The 18,821-nt window shown below is 68.2% G+C and carries 16 protein-coding genes and 1 pseudogene; 4 read left to right on the forward strand and 13 right to left on the reverse strand.

Translation table 11 applies throughout. The annotated features are described in order from the left end of the window. Nucleotides 1-4: 4 nt before the first annotated feature. The 3 genes from J0J01_RS00590 to nudC are packed head-to-tail and all read right to left on the reverse strand — an operon-like array spanning nucleotide 5 to nucleotide 2,447. Nucleotides 5-367, reverse strand: coding sequence for a response regulator (locus tag J0J01_RS00590; protein WP_296378155.1), 363 nt, complete (start codon nucleotides 365-367; stop codon nucleotides 5-7). A 7-nt stretch (nucleotides 368-374) separates the two neighbouring features. Beyond that, the gene (locus tag J0J01_RS00595) at nucleotides 375-1,502 is read right to left on the reverse strand and encodes an NADH:flavin oxidoreductase/NADH oxidase (RefSeq protein ID WP_296378158.1); all 1,128 of its coding nucleotides are present in this window, start codon (nucleotides 1,500-1,502) and stop codon (nucleotides 375-377) included. Nucleotides 1,503-1,514: 12 nt separating this feature from the next. Further along, complete coding sequence (gene nudC / locus J0J01_RS00600; protein WP_296378160.1) at nucleotides 1,515-2,447, reverse strand: NAD(+) diphosphatase; 933 nt, start codon at nucleotides 2,445-2,447, stop codon at nucleotides 1,515-1,517. Nucleotides 2,448-2,524: 77 nt separating this feature from the next. Here nudC and J0J01_RS00605 point away from each other — a divergent pair, with 77 nt between their 5' ends. Together J0J01_RS00605 and J0J01_RS00610 are read left to right on the forward strand one after the other, a co-directional pair. Continuing rightward, complete coding sequence (locus J0J01_RS00605) at nucleotides 2,525-3,913, forward strand: MmgE/PrpD family protein (protein WP_296378162.1); 1,389 nt, start codon at nucleotides 2,525-2,527, stop codon at nucleotides 3,911-3,913. Between the two features lie 9 nt (nucleotides 3,914-3,922). Beyond that, nucleotides 3,923-4,840 (forward strand): enoyl-CoA hydratase/isomerase family protein, encoded by a 918-nt coding sequence (locus tag J0J01_RS00610; protein ID WP_296378164.1) that lies wholly within the window; start codon nucleotides 3,923-3,925, stop codon nucleotides 4,838-4,840. Here the strand turns inward: J0J01_RS00610 and J0J01_RS00615 are convergent. The 4 genes from J0J01_RS00615 to J0J01_RS00630 are packed head-to-tail and all read right to left on the reverse strand — an operon-like array spanning nucleotide 4,837 to nucleotide 11,514. Next, a complete protein-coding gene (locus J0J01_RS00615; protein ID WP_296378165.1) occupies nucleotides 4,837-6,900 on the reverse strand; it encodes a CoA transferase in 2,064 nt (687 codons plus the stop codon). The two genes, J0J01_RS00610 and J0J01_RS00615, sit on opposite strands and share 4 nt — an antisense overlap. After that, nucleotides 6,900-9,836 (reverse strand): FAD-binding and (Fe-S)-binding domain-containing protein, encoded by a 2,937-nt coding sequence (locus J0J01_RS00620; RefSeq protein WP_296378166.1) that lies wholly within the window; start codon nucleotides 9,834-9,836, stop codon nucleotides 6,900-6,902. Before J0J01_RS00620 ends, J0J01_RS00615 begins: the two co-directional genes overlap by 1 nt. Continuing rightward, nucleotides 9,833-10,822, reverse strand: coding sequence for a tripartite tricarboxylate transporter substrate binding protein (locus J0J01_RS00625; RefSeq protein ID WP_296378167.1), 990 nt, complete (start codon nucleotides 10,820-10,822; stop codon nucleotides 9,833-9,835). The genes J0J01_RS00620 and J0J01_RS00625 overlap by 4 nt, the downstream gene beginning before the upstream one ends. Before the next feature lie 29 nt (nucleotides 10,823-10,851). Then, complete coding sequence (locus tag J0J01_RS00630) at nucleotides 10,852-11,514, reverse strand: GntR family transcriptional regulator (RefSeq protein WP_296378168.1); 663 nt, start codon at nucleotides 11,512-11,514, stop codon at nucleotides 10,852-10,854. Nucleotides 11,515-11,580: 66 nt separating this feature from the next. On the opposite strand from J0J01_RS00630, the gene J0J01_RS00635 reads away from it, so the two are divergent. Together J0J01_RS00635 and J0J01_RS00640 are read left to right on the forward strand one after the other, a co-directional pair. Beyond that, the gene (locus J0J01_RS00635; RefSeq protein ID WP_296378169.1) at nucleotides 11,581-12,777 is read left to right on the forward strand and encodes an aminotransferase class V-fold PLP-dependent enzyme; all 1,197 of its coding nucleotides are present in this window, start codon (nucleotides 11,581-11,583) and stop codon (nucleotides 12,775-12,777) included. Continuing rightward, on the forward strand, nucleotides 12,778-13,410 hold the full coding sequence (locus tag J0J01_RS00640) for a glutathione S-transferase family protein (RefSeq protein ID WP_296378170.1): 633 nt from the start codon (nucleotides 12,778-12,780) through the stop codon (nucleotides 13,408-13,410). 297 nt (nucleotides 13,411-13,707) lie between these two features. On the opposite strand, the gene J0J01_RS00645 is transcribed toward J0J01_RS00640, so the two are convergent. From J0J01_RS00645 to J0J01_RS00670, 6 genes and pseudogenes are all read right to left on the reverse strand, one after another. Continuing rightward, the gene (locus J0J01_RS00645; RefSeq protein WP_296378171.1) at nucleotides 13,708-14,139 is read right to left on the reverse strand and encodes a PaaI family thioesterase; all 432 of its coding nucleotides are present in this window, start codon (nucleotides 14,137-14,139) and stop codon (nucleotides 13,708-13,710) included. 204 nt (nucleotides 14,140-14,343) lie between these two features. After that, nucleotides 14,344-14,676: pseudogene (locus J0J01_RS00650) on the reverse strand (endonuclease domain-containing protein); the annotation flags it as partial. Between the two features lie 75 nt (nucleotides 14,677-14,751). Beyond that, nucleotides 14,752-15,714 carry an ABC transporter ATP-binding protein gene (locus J0J01_RS00655; RefSeq protein ID WP_296378172.1) on the reverse strand — a complete coding sequence of 321 codons (963 nt, stop codon included), beginning with the start codon at nucleotides 15,712-15,714 and terminating at the stop codon, nucleotides 14,752-14,754. Beyond that, on the reverse strand, nucleotides 15,711-16,691 hold the full coding sequence (locus tag J0J01_RS00660; protein WP_296378175.1) for an ABC transporter ATP-binding protein: 981 nt from the start codon (nucleotides 16,689-16,691) through the stop codon (nucleotides 15,711-15,713). The genes J0J01_RS00655 and J0J01_RS00660 overlap by 4 nt, the downstream gene beginning before the upstream one ends. Next, complete coding sequence (locus J0J01_RS00665) at nucleotides 16,688-17,554, reverse strand: ABC transporter permease (RefSeq protein ID WP_296378176.1); 867 nt, start codon at nucleotides 17,552-17,554, stop codon at nucleotides 16,688-16,690. Before J0J01_RS00665 ends, J0J01_RS00660 begins: the two co-directional genes overlap by 4 nt. A gap of 163 nt (nucleotides 17,555-17,717) precedes the next feature. Beyond that, nucleotides 17,718-18,659 (reverse strand): ABC transporter permease, encoded by a 942-nt coding sequence (locus J0J01_RS00670; protein ID WP_296378177.1) that lies wholly within the window; start codon nucleotides 18,657-18,659, stop codon nucleotides 17,718-17,720. Between the last annotated feature and the right edge of the window lie 162 nt (nucleotides 18,660-18,821).

The raw sequence follows: 18,821 nt of genomic DNA on the forward strand, positions 1-18,821 counted from the left end.
TCCGCTAGGCGCCGCCGCGCGCCACGAGGGCGGCGACGAACTTGCTCAACTGGGCCGGATTGTACGGCTTGAGGAAGACGTGGACCTTGCCACCCTCGATCGCCGGCGCTGTGGTGTTCGATCCCGAACACTGGATGATCGGCGTCCCCGGCCGATGCTTGGCCGCGGCCTCGATCACCTTCGTGCCGGGCATGTCGGGCAGGCCGAGATCGACGATCACCGCCGCCAGCGCCTGGTCGCTCGCCAGCACGTCGAGGGCGTCCTGGCCGGTCGGCGCTTCGACGCAGGTGAAGCCCGCCTCGCCGAGCGCATCGACCAACACGGCCCGGATCAGGAATTCATCCTCGGCCAACAGCACGTTCGGCATACCGCTCCTATTCGGCCGCTTTGGCCAGGATGGGCTGGGGCTTGAACGGCAGGATAGTAGTGGCGCGGGCCGCGGGTAGTGGCAAGGCTGGGGCATCGACCCCGAGCGCGCGAGCGGCGTTCCAGCCCCAGCGCGGGTCGAGCAACAGGGCACGGGCATGCGCGGTGCAGTCGGCCTCGCCTGACGCGACGATGCGCTCGGCCTGCTCGGGTTCGGTGATCACGCCGACCGCCCAGGTCTTGATGTTGGCCTCTTTCTTGACCCTGGCCGCGAACGGCACGTGATAGCCCGGCGTCACGGTGATCTTCTGCAGCGGTGAGTTGCCGCCCGAGCTGACATCGACGAAGTCGCAGCTCAGCGCCTTGAGCTGTCGTGCTGTTTCAATCGTATCCTCGACCGCGAGCCCGCCCTCGACCCAGTCGGTGGCGCTGAGACGCATGCCGAGCGCCTTGTCGCGCGGCACGACCTTGCGTACGGCGTCGAACACCTCGAGCGGGAAGCGGCGGCGCTTCTCCATGCTGCCGCCGTACGCGTCGCTGCGCTGGTTGGAGAGCGGCGACAGAAACTGGTGCAGCAGGTAGCCGTGCGCGCCGTGCAGCTCGATCACGTCGAAGCCAAGCCGCAGGCTGCGCAGGGTGGCGTCGATGAAGGCCTGCTTCACCCGCATCAGCCCGACGGCGTCGAGCTCGATCGGGGTGTGCCACTTGCTGTCATAGGGAAGCGCCGAGGCCGAGACGGCGGTCCACGGCAGGTCCGGCGCATCGGCCTGGGTGAGCGGACCGCCGCCCTTCCACGGTCGCTGCGCCGAGGCCTTGCGGCCGGCATGGCCGATCTGGATGCCGAGCTTGACGTGGGGCATCCAGGCGCGCGCCCAGTCGACGACCGGCTTCAGCGCCGCCTCGTTGTCGTCGCTGTACATCCCGGCGCAGCCCTGGGTGATGCGGCCGTCGCGCTCGACGTGGGTCGCCTCGAAGCACAAGAGGCCCGCGCCCGACATCGCCAGCATGCCGTAGTGCACGTGGTGCCAGGGCTGGGCGCTGCCGTCGATCGCCGCGTACTGGCACATCGGCGAGACGACGATGCGATTGGGCAAGGTTATGCCGCCCAGCTCGACGGGCGAGAACAGAACGCTCATGGGGGAGATCCTCTAACCGCTGATTGAGGGCCCGGCTTCGTGGCCGAGCCATTCCTCGATCAGCCGGCGGGCGATCGAATCGCGCCGCGGCATGAAGAAGGAGCCGTCCTTGGGCAGGTTCTCAGGGCGCAGCTCCTCGCGGCTCAGCCACAGCGCCGAGGCCAGCTCGTCCTGGTTGACCTCGAAGTCGAGCGACTCGGCCTCGGCATGGAAGCCGATCATCACCGACGCCGGGAACGGCCACGGCTGCGAGCTGCGGTAGGTGACGTTCTTCACCCGCACCCGTACCTCTTCGTAGACCTCGCGGGCGACGGCATCCTCGAAGCTCTCGCCCGGCTCGACGAAGCCCGCGAGGGTCGAGTGCATGCCCTTGGGGAATTGCTTGCCGCGGCCGAGCAGGCACTTGTCGCCGTGGTGCACCAGCATGATCACCGCCGGATCGGTGCGCGGGAAATGCTCGGTCTTGCAGGTCTCGTTGGTGCAGACGCGGACATGGCCGCCGCGCGTCACCCGTGTGGGCGATCCGCAAACGCCGCAGAAGCGATGGCGGCGGTGCCAGTAGGTCATGCCGCGGGCATAGGCCAGGATCGAGCCCTCGCGCGCGAACAGCAGCGCCCCGACCTGGCGCAGGTCGACGAACTCGCCCATCTCGGCGAGCGGCGTCTCCTTGCCGGTGACGTCGACGGCGAAGTAGGGCGTGCCCTCGACATAGCCCAGGAAGATGTGGTGCTCGACCGTCGCGATCACGGCGCGGGCCATCATGCCCTGCAGGAACACCGGCTCGGGATTGCCGCTGCCCTTGTTGACGAGGTTGCGCTCGCTGTCGATCGGCACGAAGCGGGCGGCGCCCGACGAGGCCAGCTCGATCATGCGCTCGTCGTTCTCGCGCTCGTGGCTGGAGCGGTCGATCTCGGCGCTGGAATAGGGATTTCTGGATCTTTGCATGCGGCCGGACGGTGCCACAGGGGGCCGGGGCCTGCAATTGTTCCGCCTCGCTCCGCGAGCCCGGCTAGACTGCGCCCATGAGCAGCTCCCTGCCGCCCCTCCTTCCGCATGCCACGCGCGACCTTGCCCGCTTCGCGGCGCGAACGCGGTTCGACGACATCCCTGCCGGCGTCACCGACAAAGTGAAGCTCAGCGTCCTCGACGGGCTGGGCGTCTGCCTGCACGGCTCGACCCTGCCGTGGACACAGAAGGTGCGCGACGTGGTCCTCGCCGACGGCGGCAAGCCGCTCGCCTCAGTTTGGAACAGCGACGCCAAGGTCGGGCTCAGCGGCGCGGTGCTGGTCAACAGCACGGCCGGCCATGCCTTCGAGATGGACGACATCCACAAGGAATCGATCCTGCATCCAAACTCCTTGTCGGTGCCGACGGCTCTGGCCCTCGCCGAGGCCGATCCGTCCCTCACAGGCCGGGACATCGTCGCCGCGATCGCGATGGGTGCGGAGATCGGTGCCCGCATCGGCAATGCCGCGACCATGGCGCTGTTCCTCAATGGCTTCCATCCGCAGGGCACATCGGGCGCTTTCGTCGCCGCGGTCACCGCCGGTCATCTGCTGAAGCTCACGGCCGAGCAGATGCAGCACGCGATCGGCATCGCGGGCTCGCTCGGCGCCGGCCTGATGGCGGCGCAGGAAGGCGCCATGGTGAAGCGCCTGCATGCCGGCCGGGCGGCGCAAGGCGGCCTGACCGCCGCCCTGCTGGCGAAGAAGGACTTCACCGGCATCACCGACGTGGTCGAAGCGGGCTATGGCGGCTTCCTGAGCGCGATCGCCCGCACGCCCAACCCGGCGCGCCTGCTCGACGGGCTCGGCAGCGACTGGGAGGCGGCCAAGGTCGGCTTCAAGATGTATCCCAACGTCACCAGCATCCACGCGGCGCTCGACGCGATGCGCGACACCAAGATCGCGGCGCGCGACATCCAATCGATCGAGATCGGCGTCGGGCACATGACGTTCGTCCACACGGCCTGGGACTACAAGCCCGCCGGCGTGACCGCGGCGCAGATGAACATGTTCTACGGCATCGCCGCGATGGCGCTGCGCGGCGACGTCGCCGCCCGCGACTACACGGAAGACCGCATCGCCGACCCCGAGACCCTGGCCTTCATCTCACGCGTCAAGGTCTTCGTCGACGACGAGCTCGAAGGGATGGGCGCCGCCTTCCGCCATGCCGCGCGCGTGACCGTGCACACCACTGACGGCCGCACCATCAAGCGCGAGGTGCTGAACCGCCGCGGCAGCCCGGAGAACGCCGTCACGCGCGAGGATGTCGAGCGCAAGTTCGCGGCGAACCTGGTCGGCATTCTGCCGCCGGCCGAGATCGATCGCCTGAAGAATCTGGCGCTGTCGCTTGATACGCTACCGAACGCCGGTGAGATCGTGAAGATCCTCTTGCCGGCCCGCTCATAGGAGGACCGCTTGCCCATCGAATACGAAAAGCGCGACGGCGTCGCCTACATCACGCTGACCAACCCCGGCAAGGCGAACATCCTCGACAAGCCGACATCCGACGCGATCTCCGAGGCGTGGATCGATCTCTGGGAAGATCGCTCGATCCGCTGCGCCATCCTGACCGGCAAGGGCGACACCCACTTCTGCGGTGGTCACAATCTCGCACCGCGCGAGAACATCACCGAGGAGGAGCGCGAGTATCTGCGCACCCAGCGGATCTTCTGGCCCCTGGCGGGAACCGTGAACGGCCAGAAGACCGGCGTCGACGGCCGCATGGGCGATCACTATCCGCGCGTCTGGAAGCCGGTGATCGCCGCCGTGAATGGCTGGGCGGCCGGCGCCGGCCTCTACATCCTGCTGGCCTCGACCGACATCCGGATCGCCAGCGCCGAGCATGCCCGCTTCAAGTTCGCGCTGCTGACCCAGGGCTGGCTGGGACACGGCCCCGGCGCCAGCCTGCTCGCCAAGCAGCTGCGCTATATCGATGCCATGAAGATCCTGCTGACCGACGAGCCGTTCGATGCGCAGGAGGCGCTGCGCATCGGCCTGATCAACGAGGTCGTCCCGCACGCCCAATTGCTCGAGCGTGCCGAGAAGATCGCCCGCCACATCTGCACGCTGCCGCCGGTCGCGGTCCGCATGATGAAGGAGTTCCTGGTGCGCTTCGGCGACCTGCCGACCGACCAGGCGTGGCACGTGCAGAACCTGATCAACTCGCTGCTCATCCAGACCACGACCGACGGCGAGGAAGGCCGGCAGGCGTTCAACGCCAAGCGCAGGCCGAACTTCGACGGCAAGCTGCGCAAGCGCGGCGAGGCCTGGCCGGAGCTGTCGGAAGAGGACGCCAAGCGGCTGGACGAGGCCTATCGCAGCGGCGAGTTCTAGCCGAGCGCCCCGCTCGCCCGCAGGTCGGCGATACGGTCCGGCGACAGTCCGAGGACGTCGGCGAGCACCTGATCGGCATCCGCGCCCAGTGCTGGTGCGGGGCCCGTCGCGCGTCCGAAGCTCGCGCGCCACGGCAAGCCCGGCAACCCGTCCTCCCAAAATTGGCGGGCGGCAAGGTGCGGACTTTTCACCAGATCTTCCGTGCGCGCGAGGGCGGCCGCGGGGATGCCCGCCTTTAGCAACGTTTCGGCGGCGGCCTCCGCCGATTGAGACGCGGCCCAGGCGGACAACGCCTCATCCGTGCCGCCGGGCACGACGCCGCACAGCGCGCGCCATTCGGCGTCGGTGCGCGCGGCGATGCTGATCCAGTCGTCGTCGGAGGCACAGCGCCAAACGCCGTGCAGGGCATAGCGCGCTGAAGCATTGCCGATCGGTTTCGGCGGTGTGCCGAGCTGGGTCGCGACCAGCGGCTCGGCCATCGTCCAGAGCATCGCCTCGATCATCGAGAAATCGACGCGCGCCACGGCGCCTTCGTGTTGGCGATGCCAGAGCGCGGCGGCAGCAACAAACGCCAGCATCAGGCCGCACATGGGATCGCACCAGGCGAAGCCGACGCGCGGCGCGATGTCGGGATGACGGTTGAGGCCGGCAAACCCGGCGTAGCACTGCAGCAGCGTGCCGTAGGCGACCGCCTTCGCCTCCGGCCCCGTCCGGCCCATGCCCGACGCGGAGATGTAGATGAGATCGGGGTTCACGCTCTTCAGCGCCTCGGCGCCGAGGCCGAGCCGGTCCATGACGCCGGTGGCGTAGTTCTCGATCAGGATGTCGGACGTCGCGGCCAGCGCCCGCGCCACCTCGACGGCCTGCGGCTTCTTGAGGTCGAGGACGATGCTCTTCTTCGCCTGGCCGAGCGCCGTGTGCAGCTCCGAGGCGCGTCCCGGATCGCCGGCGGGCGCTTCGACCTTGATGACCTCCGCGCCCATCGCGGCCAGGTAGCGCGTCGTCGTGGGCCCCGCGATCACCCAACTGAAGTCGAGCACACGCACGCCCGACAGGGGCAGCGGACCTTCCGGGACGGGCCGCTTGCGGCCCGACACGATGCTGAGGCCGAACGGCGTCGACGGCACCTGGATCGCCTTGCCGGCCAGATCGCACGACCGGTAATAGCGACGGTGCCGCATCTGCGGCGTATCGAGATGCTCCGACACCTCGCGCAAGGGAAAGCTCGGGACGTGCGCGTGCTGCGCCGTGTCGGCGATCCACTGCTTGTCGTGCGGCCGGCTCCAGTCCGACATCAGCGCATGGAGGGCATCCCAGTTCTTCACCCGATTGGCCTTGGGAACGAAGCGCGGGTCGTCTCCCCAGGCCGGCGATCCCATCGCGGTCAGCCACGACGCCCACTGCTTCTCCTCGCGTGGCGAAATCGCGGCGTAGCCGTCGCTCGCCGGCAGGATCGTCACGGTCGCGCCATTGCCGTCGCCGACGCGCTTGCGATCCCAGCTCTTCTTGCCCTGGCCGGCGCGCGCGAGCTCGGTCATGGCGAGCGTCGCCAGGGCTTCCTGGATCGACACGTCGATCGAGGTGCCAGGCTGATTGCCGAGCGACGCATGCATGCCCGCGCACGCCGCGGCCAATCCGCCGATGAACGCCGATTGCTCGCCGACGGGACGGATCGGCGGCTCCGTCAGATCGTCGACCTGCCCGGTCAGCAGGCGGGCAATGCCGCTGGCGAAGAACAGCGTCAGGTCGGTGGCCGGATCGTCGGCCTGCGGGCCCGTCTCACCAAAGGGAGAGATCGTGACGATCGTCGCCGCTTCATTGGTCCGCCGCAGCTCGGCCAGTCGGGGGGACTGGCCTTCGCGCACGATCAGGTTGGCCGCTGCCAGGCTGTCCTGCGTGGCGGTGGCCTTGCCCCGATTGAGGTAAGCCAGCAGCGTCGTGCCGGTGTCCGGATCGATGCAGGTCACCTCAGCGCCGACATCGGCCAGCAGCCGGCCGCACACGGCGGCGGCCGCACCGCCGCCGACTTGAACCATTTTGAAGCCGGCGAGCAGGGTCATCACGCCAACGCGCGGTCGAGCACCTGCGCGACGTGGAGCGCGTGGCGGTTGGCGCCGTCGGCGATCTGGTGCCGGCATGAGGTGCCGTCGGCCACAACCAGCGCATCCTTGTCCTCGCGGATCGCCGGCAGCAGCGACAGCTCGGCCATGGCGACCGAGGCTTTGTAATGCTCGGCTTCGTAGCCGAAGCTGCCGGCCATGCCGCAGCAGCTCGACTCGATCGGCTTGACCGCGAGCTCAGGCACCAGCGCCAGCACCTCCTGCACCGCGCTCATCGCGCCGAACGCCTTCTGATGGCAATGGCCGTGCAGCAGCGCCGTCTTCTGCTCCAGCGGCTTGAGGTCGAGCGCGAGCCGGCCCGCCTTCTTCTCCTGCGCCAGGAACTCCTCGAACAGGAAGGTCCTCTCCGCCGTCCGGCGCGCGGCTTCGCCCAGGCCCAGCGCCAGGAACTCGTCGCGCATCGTCAGCAGGCAGGACGGCTCCAGCCCGATCACCGGTATGTCACGCAGCACGAAGGGATAGAGCGCCTCGAGCACCCGGTAGGCCTCGTCTTTCGCCTTGTCGACCTGACCTGTCGCAAGATAGGTGCGGCCGCAGCATAGCGGGCGCGCGCCTATGTCGGGCCAGGCGACAGCGACGCGATGGCCCGCCGCCTCGAGCACCCGCCGCGCCGCGTGCAGGATCTCCGGCTCGAAATTGTTGGAGAAGGTGTCGGCGAAGATCACCACCGTCGCGTCCTCGGCGTCGACGCCGGTGGTCGACAGGAAGGTATCGCTGCGCCACTTCGGCAGCGCGCGCTGCTTGGCGAAGCCGAGGAACGGCTGGACGATCCAGGCGAGATTGAACAGCCACGGCAGGCGGCGTGCCACTGGCGCCAGGGCCGGCAGGTTGCCGATCAGCTTGTCCCGCCGGCTCAGGCCCTTGCTCATGCGCCGCGCCGAGCGCACCTCGATCTTCATGCGCGCCATGTCGACGCCGGTCGGGCAGTCGCGCTTGCAGCCCTTGCAGCTCACGCACAGGTCCATCGCCTTCGCGACATCGTCGGAGGCCATCGCGTCCTTGCCGAGCTGGCCTGACAGCGCCAGCCGCAAGGTGTTGGCGCGGCCGCGCGTCAGATGGATCTCGTCGCGCGTGACACGGAAAGACGGGCACATCGTGCCGGCGTCGAACTTCCGGCAATGGCCGTTGTTGTTGCACATCTCGGCGGCTTTCGCGAAGCCGCCGGTCGGATCGCCGCCGCTGCCGGGATCGGTGAGCGCCTCGGTGCGCGGATCGTTCTGGACGTTCCACGCCGACCAGTCGAGCGCCGGCTTGTAGTCGATGCCGCGATAGCCTGGCTTGAAGCGGAACAGCGTGCGGTCGTCCATCCGCGACGGCCGCACGATCTTGCCGGGATTGAGCCGGTTCTCCGGATCGAACAGGCCCTTGATCGCCTCGAACGCCTTGGTGATCCGCGGCCCGAACTGCCAGCTCACCCACTCCGAGCGCACCAGCCCGTCGCCGTGCTCGCCCGAATAGGCGCCCTTGTACTCGCGCACCATCGCCGAGGCTTCCTCGGCGATCGCCCGCATCTTGTCGGCGCCGTCGTTGCGCATGTCGAGGATCGGCCGCACATGCAGCGTGCCGACCGAGGCATGCGCGTACCAGGTGCCGCGCGTGCCGTGCTTCTCGAACACCTCGGTGAGGCGCTGGGTGTAGTCCGCCAGATGCTCCAGCGGCACCGCGCAATCCTCGATGAAGGAGACCGGCTTCCCGTCGCCCTTCATCGACATCATGATGTTGAGGCCGGCCTTTCGGACCTCCCAGAGCGCCGCCTGCGGGCCGGGCTCAGGCATCTCGACGACGCTGCCGGGCAGGCCGAGATCGCCCATCAGCTCGACCAGGCGCCTCAGGTCGCGCAGCTGGTCGTCGCGCTCGGCACCGGCGAACTCGACCAGCAGGATCGCCTCCGGCTTGCCGATCCCCCCGCCTTCGATGAGGGCCTTCTCGATCACCGGCCGGAAGGCGGGATTGGCACGCGCCAGCTCGATCATGGTGCGATCGACCAGCTCGACGGCGACCGGCTTCAGCTTGACGATGTGCTGCGCCGATTCCATCGCCTTGTAGAAGGACGCGAAGTTCACCACGCCGAGCGTCTTGTGCTTGGGCAGCGGCGAGAGCTTGAGCGTCAGGCGCTCGGTGACGGCCAGCGTGCCTTCGCTGCCGACCAGCAGGTGCGCCATGTTGACCGAGTTATCGAGCGTGTAGGGCCGTTCGGACTGCGGGAAGAAGATGTCGAGGTTGTAGCCCGCGACCCGGCGCAGCACCTTCGGGAACATGCGCTCGATCTCGTCGCGCTCGGCGAAGGCCAGCGCCGCCACCTTGTCGGCGATGGCGCGCACCGCCGGCTGCATGTCCTCCGGCCGCTTGGCATCGAAGCGCGCCCGGATGCCGTCGGCCAGGATGACGTCGAGGCCGGCGACGTTGTGCACCATGTTGCCGTAGCGGATCGAGCGGCTGCCGCAGGAGTTGTTGCCGGCCATGCCGCCCAGCGTGCATTGCGCCGAGGTCGAGACGTCGACCGGGTACCAGAGGCCGTGCGGCTTCAGCCAGGCATTGAGCTGGTCGAGCACGACGCCGGGCTGCACGGTGACTTCGGCGCGGTCCTTGTCGAAGCCGACGACGTTGCGCATGTGCTTGGAGAAATCGACGACCAGCGCCTCGCCCACCGTCTGGCCGCACTGCGAGGTGCCGGCGCCGCGCGGCAGGATCGCCGCCTTGGCATCGCGCGCCACGTCGAGCGCCAGCGCGAGATCGGTCTCGTCGCGCGGCACGACGATGCCGACCGGCTCGACCTGATAGATCGAGGCGTCGGTCGAGTAGCGGCCACGCGAGGCCCTGTCGAACAGGACCTCGCCCTTGATGGTGTCGCGAAGGCGTTCCTCGAGAGTACTCAATCCAGCTTCACTCCTGATGCGGCGACGACCTTCTGCCACTTCTCGATCTCGGAGCGGATTCGCTTGGCGAACTCGGCCGGCGGCTCGCCGCCCACCTGCGCCACCTGATCCTTCCAGATCGCCTGCAGCTTCTCGACTTTCATGGCCTTCACGGTCTCGGCGTACATGCGGTCGACCAGCGGCTGCGGCGTGCCCTTGATCGCCCACAGACCATACCACGTCGAGACGATCCAGTTCGGCACGCCGACCTCGGCCGAGGTCGGGATGTCGGGGAACTCGGAGACCCGCTGCGGCGTCGCCGTGGCGAGGCCGATCAGGCGGTTCTGGCGGATCTGCTGGGCCGAGGTGCCCATGCCGTCGAACATCATGTCGACGTTGCCGGCCAGCAGGTCCTGCATCGCGGGCCCGGCGCCGCGATAGGGCACGTGGGTGAACTTGGTGCCGGTCTCCAGCGCATAGAGCTCGCCCGCGAGGTGATGCGCGGTGCCGGCGCCCGGCGAGGCGTAGTTCACCTTGCCGGGATTGGCCTTCACGTAGGCGAAGAACTCGGCGTAGGTCTTCACCGGCACACGGGTCGGATTGATCGAGATCACCTGCGGCACCAGCGCGATCATGGTGATCGGCACGAACGAGGTCTCGAGGTCGTAGTCGAGGTTCTTGTAGATCGACGGCGCGATGGTGTGGTGCACCGCCCCGACGAAGAAGGCGCTGCCGTCGGGCTTCATCTTGGCGGCTTGCGAGGCGCCGACCGTACCGCCCGCGCCGCCCTTGTTGTCGATGATGATCTGTTGGCCGATCTGCTCGCCGATCTGCGCCGCCAGAGGCCGCGCGAACACGTCGGTGCCGCCGCCGGCCGGGAACGGATTCAGCCAGGTGATCGGGCCGATCGGCCAAGGCTCGGCCCGAGCGACCGCCGGCGCCGCGAGCGCGGCCGCAAGCGCACCGCCGAGAACGCGGCGACGCGACGACATGAACGACTTGGACATAACTACCCCTTGTTCCTCCCGAACCACGCTTATTGTTCGCCCATTGTCTCCAGCACCGCGCGTTGCTTGTTGCGCAGGTGCTTCACCAGGAGGTCGCGCAATTTCTCCCCGTTGCGCGCCGCCAGAGCCTCGACCATGTCGCGGTGCTCCTTCACCGCCTTGTCCCACTTCGCCTGGACCAGGTTGGACCGGAAGCGCAGCGCATGCAGGCGCGCATTCAGGGTCCGGAAGGTGTGGGTCAGCACCGGGTTGCCGGCGATCGCATTGATGCGGTCGTGGATCGCGCGATTGACCCGGTAGTAGTTCGGCAGGTCGCGCCGGGCATGCGCCTGCTCCATCTCCGTCTGCAGGGTGCGCAGGTCGGTGACGTCGGCGTCGGTCACATGCGCCGCCGCCAGCTCGCCCGACAGGCCTTCCAACGCGGCCATCACCTCGAAGGCGTGGCGCGCATCCTCGCGCGACAGCGACACGACCTGGGCGCCGCGGTTGGGGAGCTGCACCAACAGCCCGTCGGCCGCGAGCATGCGGAAGGCCTCGCGCAAGGGCGTGCGCGACACGCCCAGGCGCTCGCTGAGCTCGCGCTCGTTCAGCCGCGCACCCGGCGCCAGGTCGCCCTCGATGATCAGGGTGCGCAATCGCTCGGCCGCCGCTTCGGGCAGCGAGGAACGGGCAATCGGAAAAGAACCATCCATGGGTGCTGGACTCAGTCTCGCAGATTGCATACAAAATACAACGACGAATCTCAGAAGGGATGAACGATGCGCCTGAACTCGCACCCGAGCGGCCGCCACTTCCTGCAGATCCCCGGGCCGACCAACGTCCCCGACCGGATCCTGCGCGCGATGGATTATCCGACCATCGATCACCGCGGACCGGAGTTCAACGCGTTGGCGAAGAAGGTCCTGCGCAGCGTCCGCCAGATCTTCCAGACCAAGCAGCCGGTGATCGTCTATCCGGCGTCGGGCACCGGCGCGTGGGAGGCGGCGCTGGTCAACACGTTGTCGCCGGGCGACCTGGTGGTGATGTGGGAGACCGGCCACTTCGCCTCGCTGTGGAAGAAGATGGCCGATCGGCTCGGCATCAAGTCGGAGTTCATGGGCGGCGACTGGACCAAGCCCGCCGATCCGGCGGCGATCGAGAAGCGCCTGAAGGACGACGCCGGCCACACGATCAAGGCGGTGTGCATCGTGCACAACGAGACCTCGACCGGTGTGACCAGCGACATCCGAGCGGTACGGCGCGCGATCGACGCGGCCAAGCATCCGGCGTTGCTGCTGGTCGACACCATCTCGTCGCTGGGCTCGCTCGACTACCGCCACGATGCGTGGGGCGTCGACGTCACGGTGGCGGGCTCGCAGAAAGGCCTGATGCTGCCGCCGGGCCTCAGCTTCAACGCCGTCAGCGAAAAGGCGGTGGCGGCGTCGAAGAACTCCAAGATGCTGAAGTCGTTCTGGAACTGGGAAGAGATGCTGGCGAGCAACGCCAACGGCTGGTTCCCCTACACGCCAGCAACCAACCTGATGTACGGCCTCAACGAGGCCTGCGACATGCTGCTGGAGGAAGGCCTCGACGCGGTGTTCGCCCGCCACGCTCGCCATGCCGAAGCGACGCGTGCGGCGGTCACCGGCTGGGGGCTCGAGATCCTGTGCAGCGATCCCAAGGCCTACTCGGGCGCGCTGACGGCGATCGTGATGCCGGAGGGCCACGACGCCGACGCCTTCCGCAAGGTCGCGCTGGAGAACTTCAACCTGTCGCTCGGCCAGGGCCTCAGCAAGGTCGCCGGCAAGGTGTTCCGCATCGGCCATCTCGGCGACTTCAACGACCTGATGCTGATGGGCACGCTGTCGGGCGTCGAGATGGCCCTCGGCCTCGCCAGAGTCCCGCACAAAACAGGCGGCGTGCAGGCCGCCCTCACCTACCTGCGCGACACCGCGCCCGGCGCGCGGCACGGCTGAATGCGCCTCTATGTGACGCTCGCCTCGCCGTGGGTGCGGCGCGTGCGGGTGACGATCCTCGAGCTCGGCATCGAGGATCGCTTCGAGTTCGTGCAAACCAAGTGGCCGCATAGCTGGGGCACGCAGACCGTCGCCATGCCGGCCGACTTCACGGCGGCGACGCCGGTCATGCGCATCCCCGCGCTGGTCACCGACACCGTGACGCTCACCGACTCCCACGCGATCTGCGACTACCTCAACGCCGAGTTCGGCGCCCACCGCCTGCTCGCGCGCGAAGGCAAGGCGCGATGGCAGGCGCTCTCGACGATGGCGCTCGCCAATAGCGTGCTCGAGGCGCAGATCATGCGGCGCGCCGAGACGCTGCGCTCGGACAAGGAGCGCTCCGACGACTTCATCGCCAAGATGCGCGACCGGACGTTCCGCTGCTTCGCGGCGCTGGAGAAGCACCTGCCGGATTTCGGCGGCACGTTCGACCTGGCACAGATCACAACGGCCGTCGCCTGCAGCTACGATGATTGGCGCTACGGCCGCGGCTGGCGCAGTACGGCGCCCAAGCTCGCGGCTTGGTACGACTCTGTTGCCGCGCGGCCATCGATGAAGGCCACCGAGCCCGCCGAGACGCCGCAACGGTAAGGGGGGTCCCAAACCGTCCCAGCTCCGGGACGGCCAACCCTTTGGCGGATCGACATTTTCGCCCCAGAGTCCCAGAATCCGGGACAGCCACCCCCTGCCTAACATCCTTTTTCTGGCCAGGCGGTGCACAAAGAACGATGGCAAGCAGAGCAACGGCATCATGCGTGCGACTCTGCACGCGTCAGCCGCAGACTCCTATTTTGGGCATTGGCCGCGATTTTCCGGCCCGGAAATCAGGCCTCGAGTCGCGGTCCATTGCCCATATTGAGCCTCGCGCGAGAAGGCTTATCCACAAGCTCAGGACAGGATCAGGCAGGTCGTCGTGGCGTGCGCGAGCAGCCGGCCGTTGGCGTCGGTGACGCGGCCCTCCGCCGTGCCGACGCGGCGGCCCGGGCTCACCACCTTGCCCTCGGCGCGAATCGGTCCCGTCTCGGGTGTGATCGCGCGAATGAAGGAAATCTTGAACTCGAGCGTGGTCGAGCCGACGCCCTTGTCGAGCAGGGTCATGATCGCGAGCCCCATGCAGCTGTCGAGCATCGTCGCCGCCAGCCCGCCATGCACCGTGCCATGCGGGTTGAGCTGCGTGCCGTTGGGCGTCGCGGTGACGACCACCCGCCCCATCTCCGCCTCGACGATCCGGTAGCCCAGGGTATCGGCCATCGAGTTGTGCGGCAGCGTGCCGTCGATCATCGCCTGGACGAACTCCAGGCCGGTCATGTCCTTGCGCATCACATTCACTAAGCGGCTTGGACGATTAGGGGCTCGCGGTTTTCGGACCTCTTCACCATCTTTCCTCCCTGCGCGCAGCGTGGGGAGGTGCCCCGAAGGGGCGGAGGGGTCATAGGGCCCAGTCCTCGATGTGGCCCATTGACCCCTCCGGCGGCGCAAGACGCCGCCACCTCCCCGCGCTTTGCGCAGGGAGGAACATGAGCCTCACTCGAAACGGCCGGCCATTTCCTTGCGATGCAATGCTTCGAAGATCGTCTCCATGACACTCTCGGTCTCGCTCAAGACATGGCCGTTCCAGAATCGCAGCACCCGGAAGCCTCGTGATCGCAGGAAATCGTCGCGCCTTGAATCGTATGCCGCCGCATCCAGATGCTGGCTCCCGTCGAGCTCGATGACGATTGCGGCTTCCGGGCAGACAAAGTCGCAGATGTAGGGGCCGATCATATGCTGACGCCTGAACTTGAAACCGGCCATCTGGCGACGGCGCAAGCGGCTCCAGAGCAGGCATTCGGCGTCTGTCAGATTTTGACGAAGGTCGCGGGCGAAGTTGAGCGCGGATCATGACCCCTCCGCCTCTGCGGGGCACCTCCCCGCGCTTCGCGCAGGGAGGAACTATCTGAGGTGGCAGGCGACGTGATGGCCGGGCGCCACCTCGCGCAACGGCGGGTCCTTCACCTTGCAGTCGGCCACGGCGTAGGGGCAGCGGGTGTGGAAGTGGCAGCCGGGCGGCGGCTTGGCCGGGCTCGGCACGTCGCCCTGCACGATCGCCTTCTTGGCGCGGCGGCGGCGCGGGTCGGGTACGGTCGCGGCCGAGAGCAACGCCTCGGTGTAGGGATGCAGCGGCCTGGCGAACAGCGTGCGCTTGTCGGTGAGCTCGACGATGCGGCCAAGATACATCACGGCGATGCGATGGCTGATGTGCCGCATCACCGCGAGATCGTGGCTGATGAAGAGATAGGCCAGCCCGTACTCGGCCTGAAGGTCGATCAGAAGGTTCAGCACCTGCGCCTGCACCGAGACGTCGAGCGCCGACACCGGCTCGTCGGCTACGATTACCTCGGGGCTGACCGCCAGCGCCTTGGCGATGCCGAGCCGCTGGCGCTGGCCGCCGGAGAATTCATGGGCGTACTTGCGCATCGCCTCGGGGCGCAAGCCGACCCGCTCGAACAGGGCGGCGACGCGCTCGTCGCGCGCGCGGCCTTGGGCGATGCCGAAATTCTCCAGCGGCTCGCCGACGATGGTGCCGGCTGGCAGCCGCGGGTTCATCGACGAATAAGGGTCCTGGAAGATCGTCTGGATGCGTCGGCGGTGCGGCCACATCGCGCCGGGCTTGAGCGCCGTGATGTCCTCGCCGCCCAGCACGATGCGGCCGGCGGTCGGCTCGATCAGCTTCAGGATGGTCTTGCCGACTGTCGACTTGCCGCAGCCCGATTCGCCGACCAGGCCCAGGGTCTCGCCCTTGGCGATGCTGAAGCTGACGCCATCGACCGCCTTCACCGAGCCGACCTGGCGCTGCAGCAGGCCGCCATGGATCGGGAAATGCTTCACCAGCTTGTCGACCGCCAGCACCGTCACGGCGTCACCTCCCAGCAGAGGGCCGTGTGCCCGCCGCCGACATCGACCATCGGCGGCGCCGCGGTGCGGCAGCGCTCGGTCGCGATCGGGCAGCGCGCAGCGAAGGCGCAGCCGACGATCGGCCTGGTCAGCAGCGGCACCATGCCCGGGATCTCCTGCAGGCGTGGCGCATCGACGTCGAGCCGCGGGATCGCCGCCATCAGGCCGCGCGTATAGGGGTGCAGCGGATTGTCGAACAGCGCCTCGACCGGCGCCTCCTCGACCTTGCGGCCGGCATACATCACCACGACGCGCTGCGTCGTCTCGGCGACGACGCCGAGATCGTGGGTGATCAGCACGATGGCGGTGCCGGTCTTCTCCTTGAGGTCGAGCATCAGGTCGAGGATCTGCGCCTGGATGGTGACGTCGAGCGCGGTGGTCGGCTCGTCGGCGATCAGCACCTGCGGATCGCAGGAGAGCGCCATGGCGATCATCACGCGCTGGCGCATGCCGCCCGAGAGCTGGTGCGGATATTCGTCGAGCCGGCGGCGGGCGTCGGCGATGCGCACCAGGTCGAGCATCTCGCAGGCCCGCTCGCGCGCCGCCTTCTTCGACACGCCGAGGTGGCGCGTCACGTTCTCGGCGATCTGCGTGCCGACCGTCAGCACCGGATTGAGGCTGGTCATCGGCTCCTGGAAGATCATCGAGATGCGATGGCCGCGCAGGCGCTTCATCGCTTCCTCGCCGAGCGTCGTCAGCTCCTCGCCCTCGAACTTGATCGAGCCCGAGGCGATGCGGCCGGTCTCCGGCGGGATCAGGCGCAGGATGGAGAGCGCCGTCACCGACTTGCCGCAGCCCGATTCGCCGACGATGCCCAGCGTCTCGCCGCGCGCCAGGTCGAACGACACGCCGTCGACCGCGCGCACGACGCCGTCCAGTGTGTTGAACTGGGTGTGCAGGTCGCGGACCTCGAGGATGCCGCCCGAGTTGCCGCTCACAGCCGCCTCGCCAGCCGCGGGTCGAGCCGGTCGCGCAAGCCGTCGCCCAGCAGGTTCACCGCCAGCACGGTGAGCGCCAGGAAGCCGCCGGGGATCAGGATGCTCCAGGGCGCGATCTGAAAGAAGGTGCGGCCCTGGGCGATGATGTTGCCCCAGCTCGGCACCTCGGGCGGCACGCCGGCGCCGAGGAAGCTGAGACTTGCCTCGATCAGCATCGCCGAGGCGCAAACGTACGTGGCCTGCACGATCAGCGGCGCCAGCGTGTTGGGCAGAACGTGCCGCCACAGCAGCTTGATGTGGCGCGTGCCGCCGGCGATGGCGCTCTCGATGTAGGGCTGGGCGCGAATCCCCAGCACCACCGCGCGCACGACGCGCACGATGCGCGGCACCTCGGGGATGACGATGGCGACGATGACGATGCCGAGACCGGGCCGCGTCAGCGTGATCAGCGCGATCGCCAGCAGGATCGAGGGGATCGCCATCACCCCGTCCATGATGCGCATGACGAAGCCGTCGATCGCGCGGAAGTAGCCGCAGGCCAGGCCCAGCGCGAGGCCGAGCACGCTGGAGATCGCGGCGACCGACAGGCCGACGATCAGCGATACGCGGCTGCCGTAGACCGTGCGGGTGAAGAGGTCGCGGCCGAACTGGTCGGTGCCGAACCACCAGCGCTCCGACGGCGGGCGCAGCCGGTTGACCGGCGCGATCTTGAGCGGATCGCCGACGAACGACGGGCCGACGATGGCGACCGCGATCAGCAGGAACAGCAGGACCGCGCCGAAGGTGATGGTCGGATTGCGGCGGATCGCGGTCGCCAGCGAGAAGCGGCGCTGCGGCGGGAGGTCTTCGGTGATCGCTACCACGCCTTCCTCCCTGGCGACGCCGGGGAGGTGCCCGCGTCTTCGCGGGCGGAGGGGTCATGGGCCCCTGGGAAATGGCGGCTCATGACCCCTCCGGCCGCTACGCGGCCCCCTCCCCGCGCTGGCGCGCAGGGAGGAATGGAACGCGCTTGGCTAACGGGAGTCATCAGTACCGGATTCGCGGATCGAGGAAGGCGTAGGAGATGTCGATCATCAGGTTGATCACCACCTTCACCGCCGCGAAGACCAGGATGAGCCCCTGCACGATCGGGTAGTCGCGCTTCAGCACCGCATCGACCGTGAGGCGACCAAGGCCCGGGATGTTGAACACCGTCTCGGTGATCACCACGCCGGAGATCAGCAGCGCGATGCCGATGCCAATCACCGTCACGATCGGGACCGCGGCGTTCTTCAGCGCATGCAGCAGCAGCACGCGGTCGGTCGCCAGGCCCTTGGCGTTGGCGGTGCGGATGTAGTCCTGCTGCAGCACCTCGAGCATCGAGGCGCGGGTGATGCGGGCGATCAGCGCCATGTAGGTCACGCCGAGCGCCACCGAAGGCAGGATCAGGCTCTGCACGAACGGCCAGAAACCCTCGGCGATCGGCGAATAGCCCTGCACCGGCAGGAGCTGCCAGCGCACCGCGAAGAAATAGATCAGCACGTAGGCCAGCACGAACACCGGCATGGCGAAGCCCAGCACGGCGAAGCCCATGGCCAGCCGGTCGACCAGCTTGCGCGCCTTCCAGGCCGCGACCACGCCGAGCGGGATGGCGAGCGCCACCGCCACGAACAGCGTCGAGAGCGTCAGCGCCAGGGTCGGCTCCAGCCGCTGCGCGATCAGCCGCGTCACGGCGAGGTTGGAGAAGATCGACACGCCGAGATCGCCGTGCGCCAGGCCCCAGACCCAGACCGCGAACTGCTCGACCACCGGCCGGTCGAGGCCGAGCTTGACGCGCACCGCCTCGATCGCCTCGGTGGTGGCGTCGTCGCCGGCGATGATCGCCGCCGGATCGCCCGGCGCGAAGCGCAGCAGGAAGAAGACGAACAGCGCCACCACCGCCATGACCGGCACGACGGCGAACAGGCGCCGGATGATGTAGGCGGTCATTGATCACCTTCCTCCCCTTGGCCGGGTCGGCCAAGGGGAGGTGCCCGCGTCATCGCGGGCGGAGGGGTCATGAGCCGCAACACGCGGTGACTCATGACCCCTCTCCGTCGGCGTCAGACGCCGACACCTCCCCTTCGCGGACTCCGCGAAGGGGAGGAAATC

The sequence above is a fragment of the Reyranella sp. genome, assembly GCF_017305915.1.
Classification (GTDB): Bacteria; Pseudomonadota; Alphaproteobacteria; order Reyranellales; family Reyranellaceae; genus Reyranella.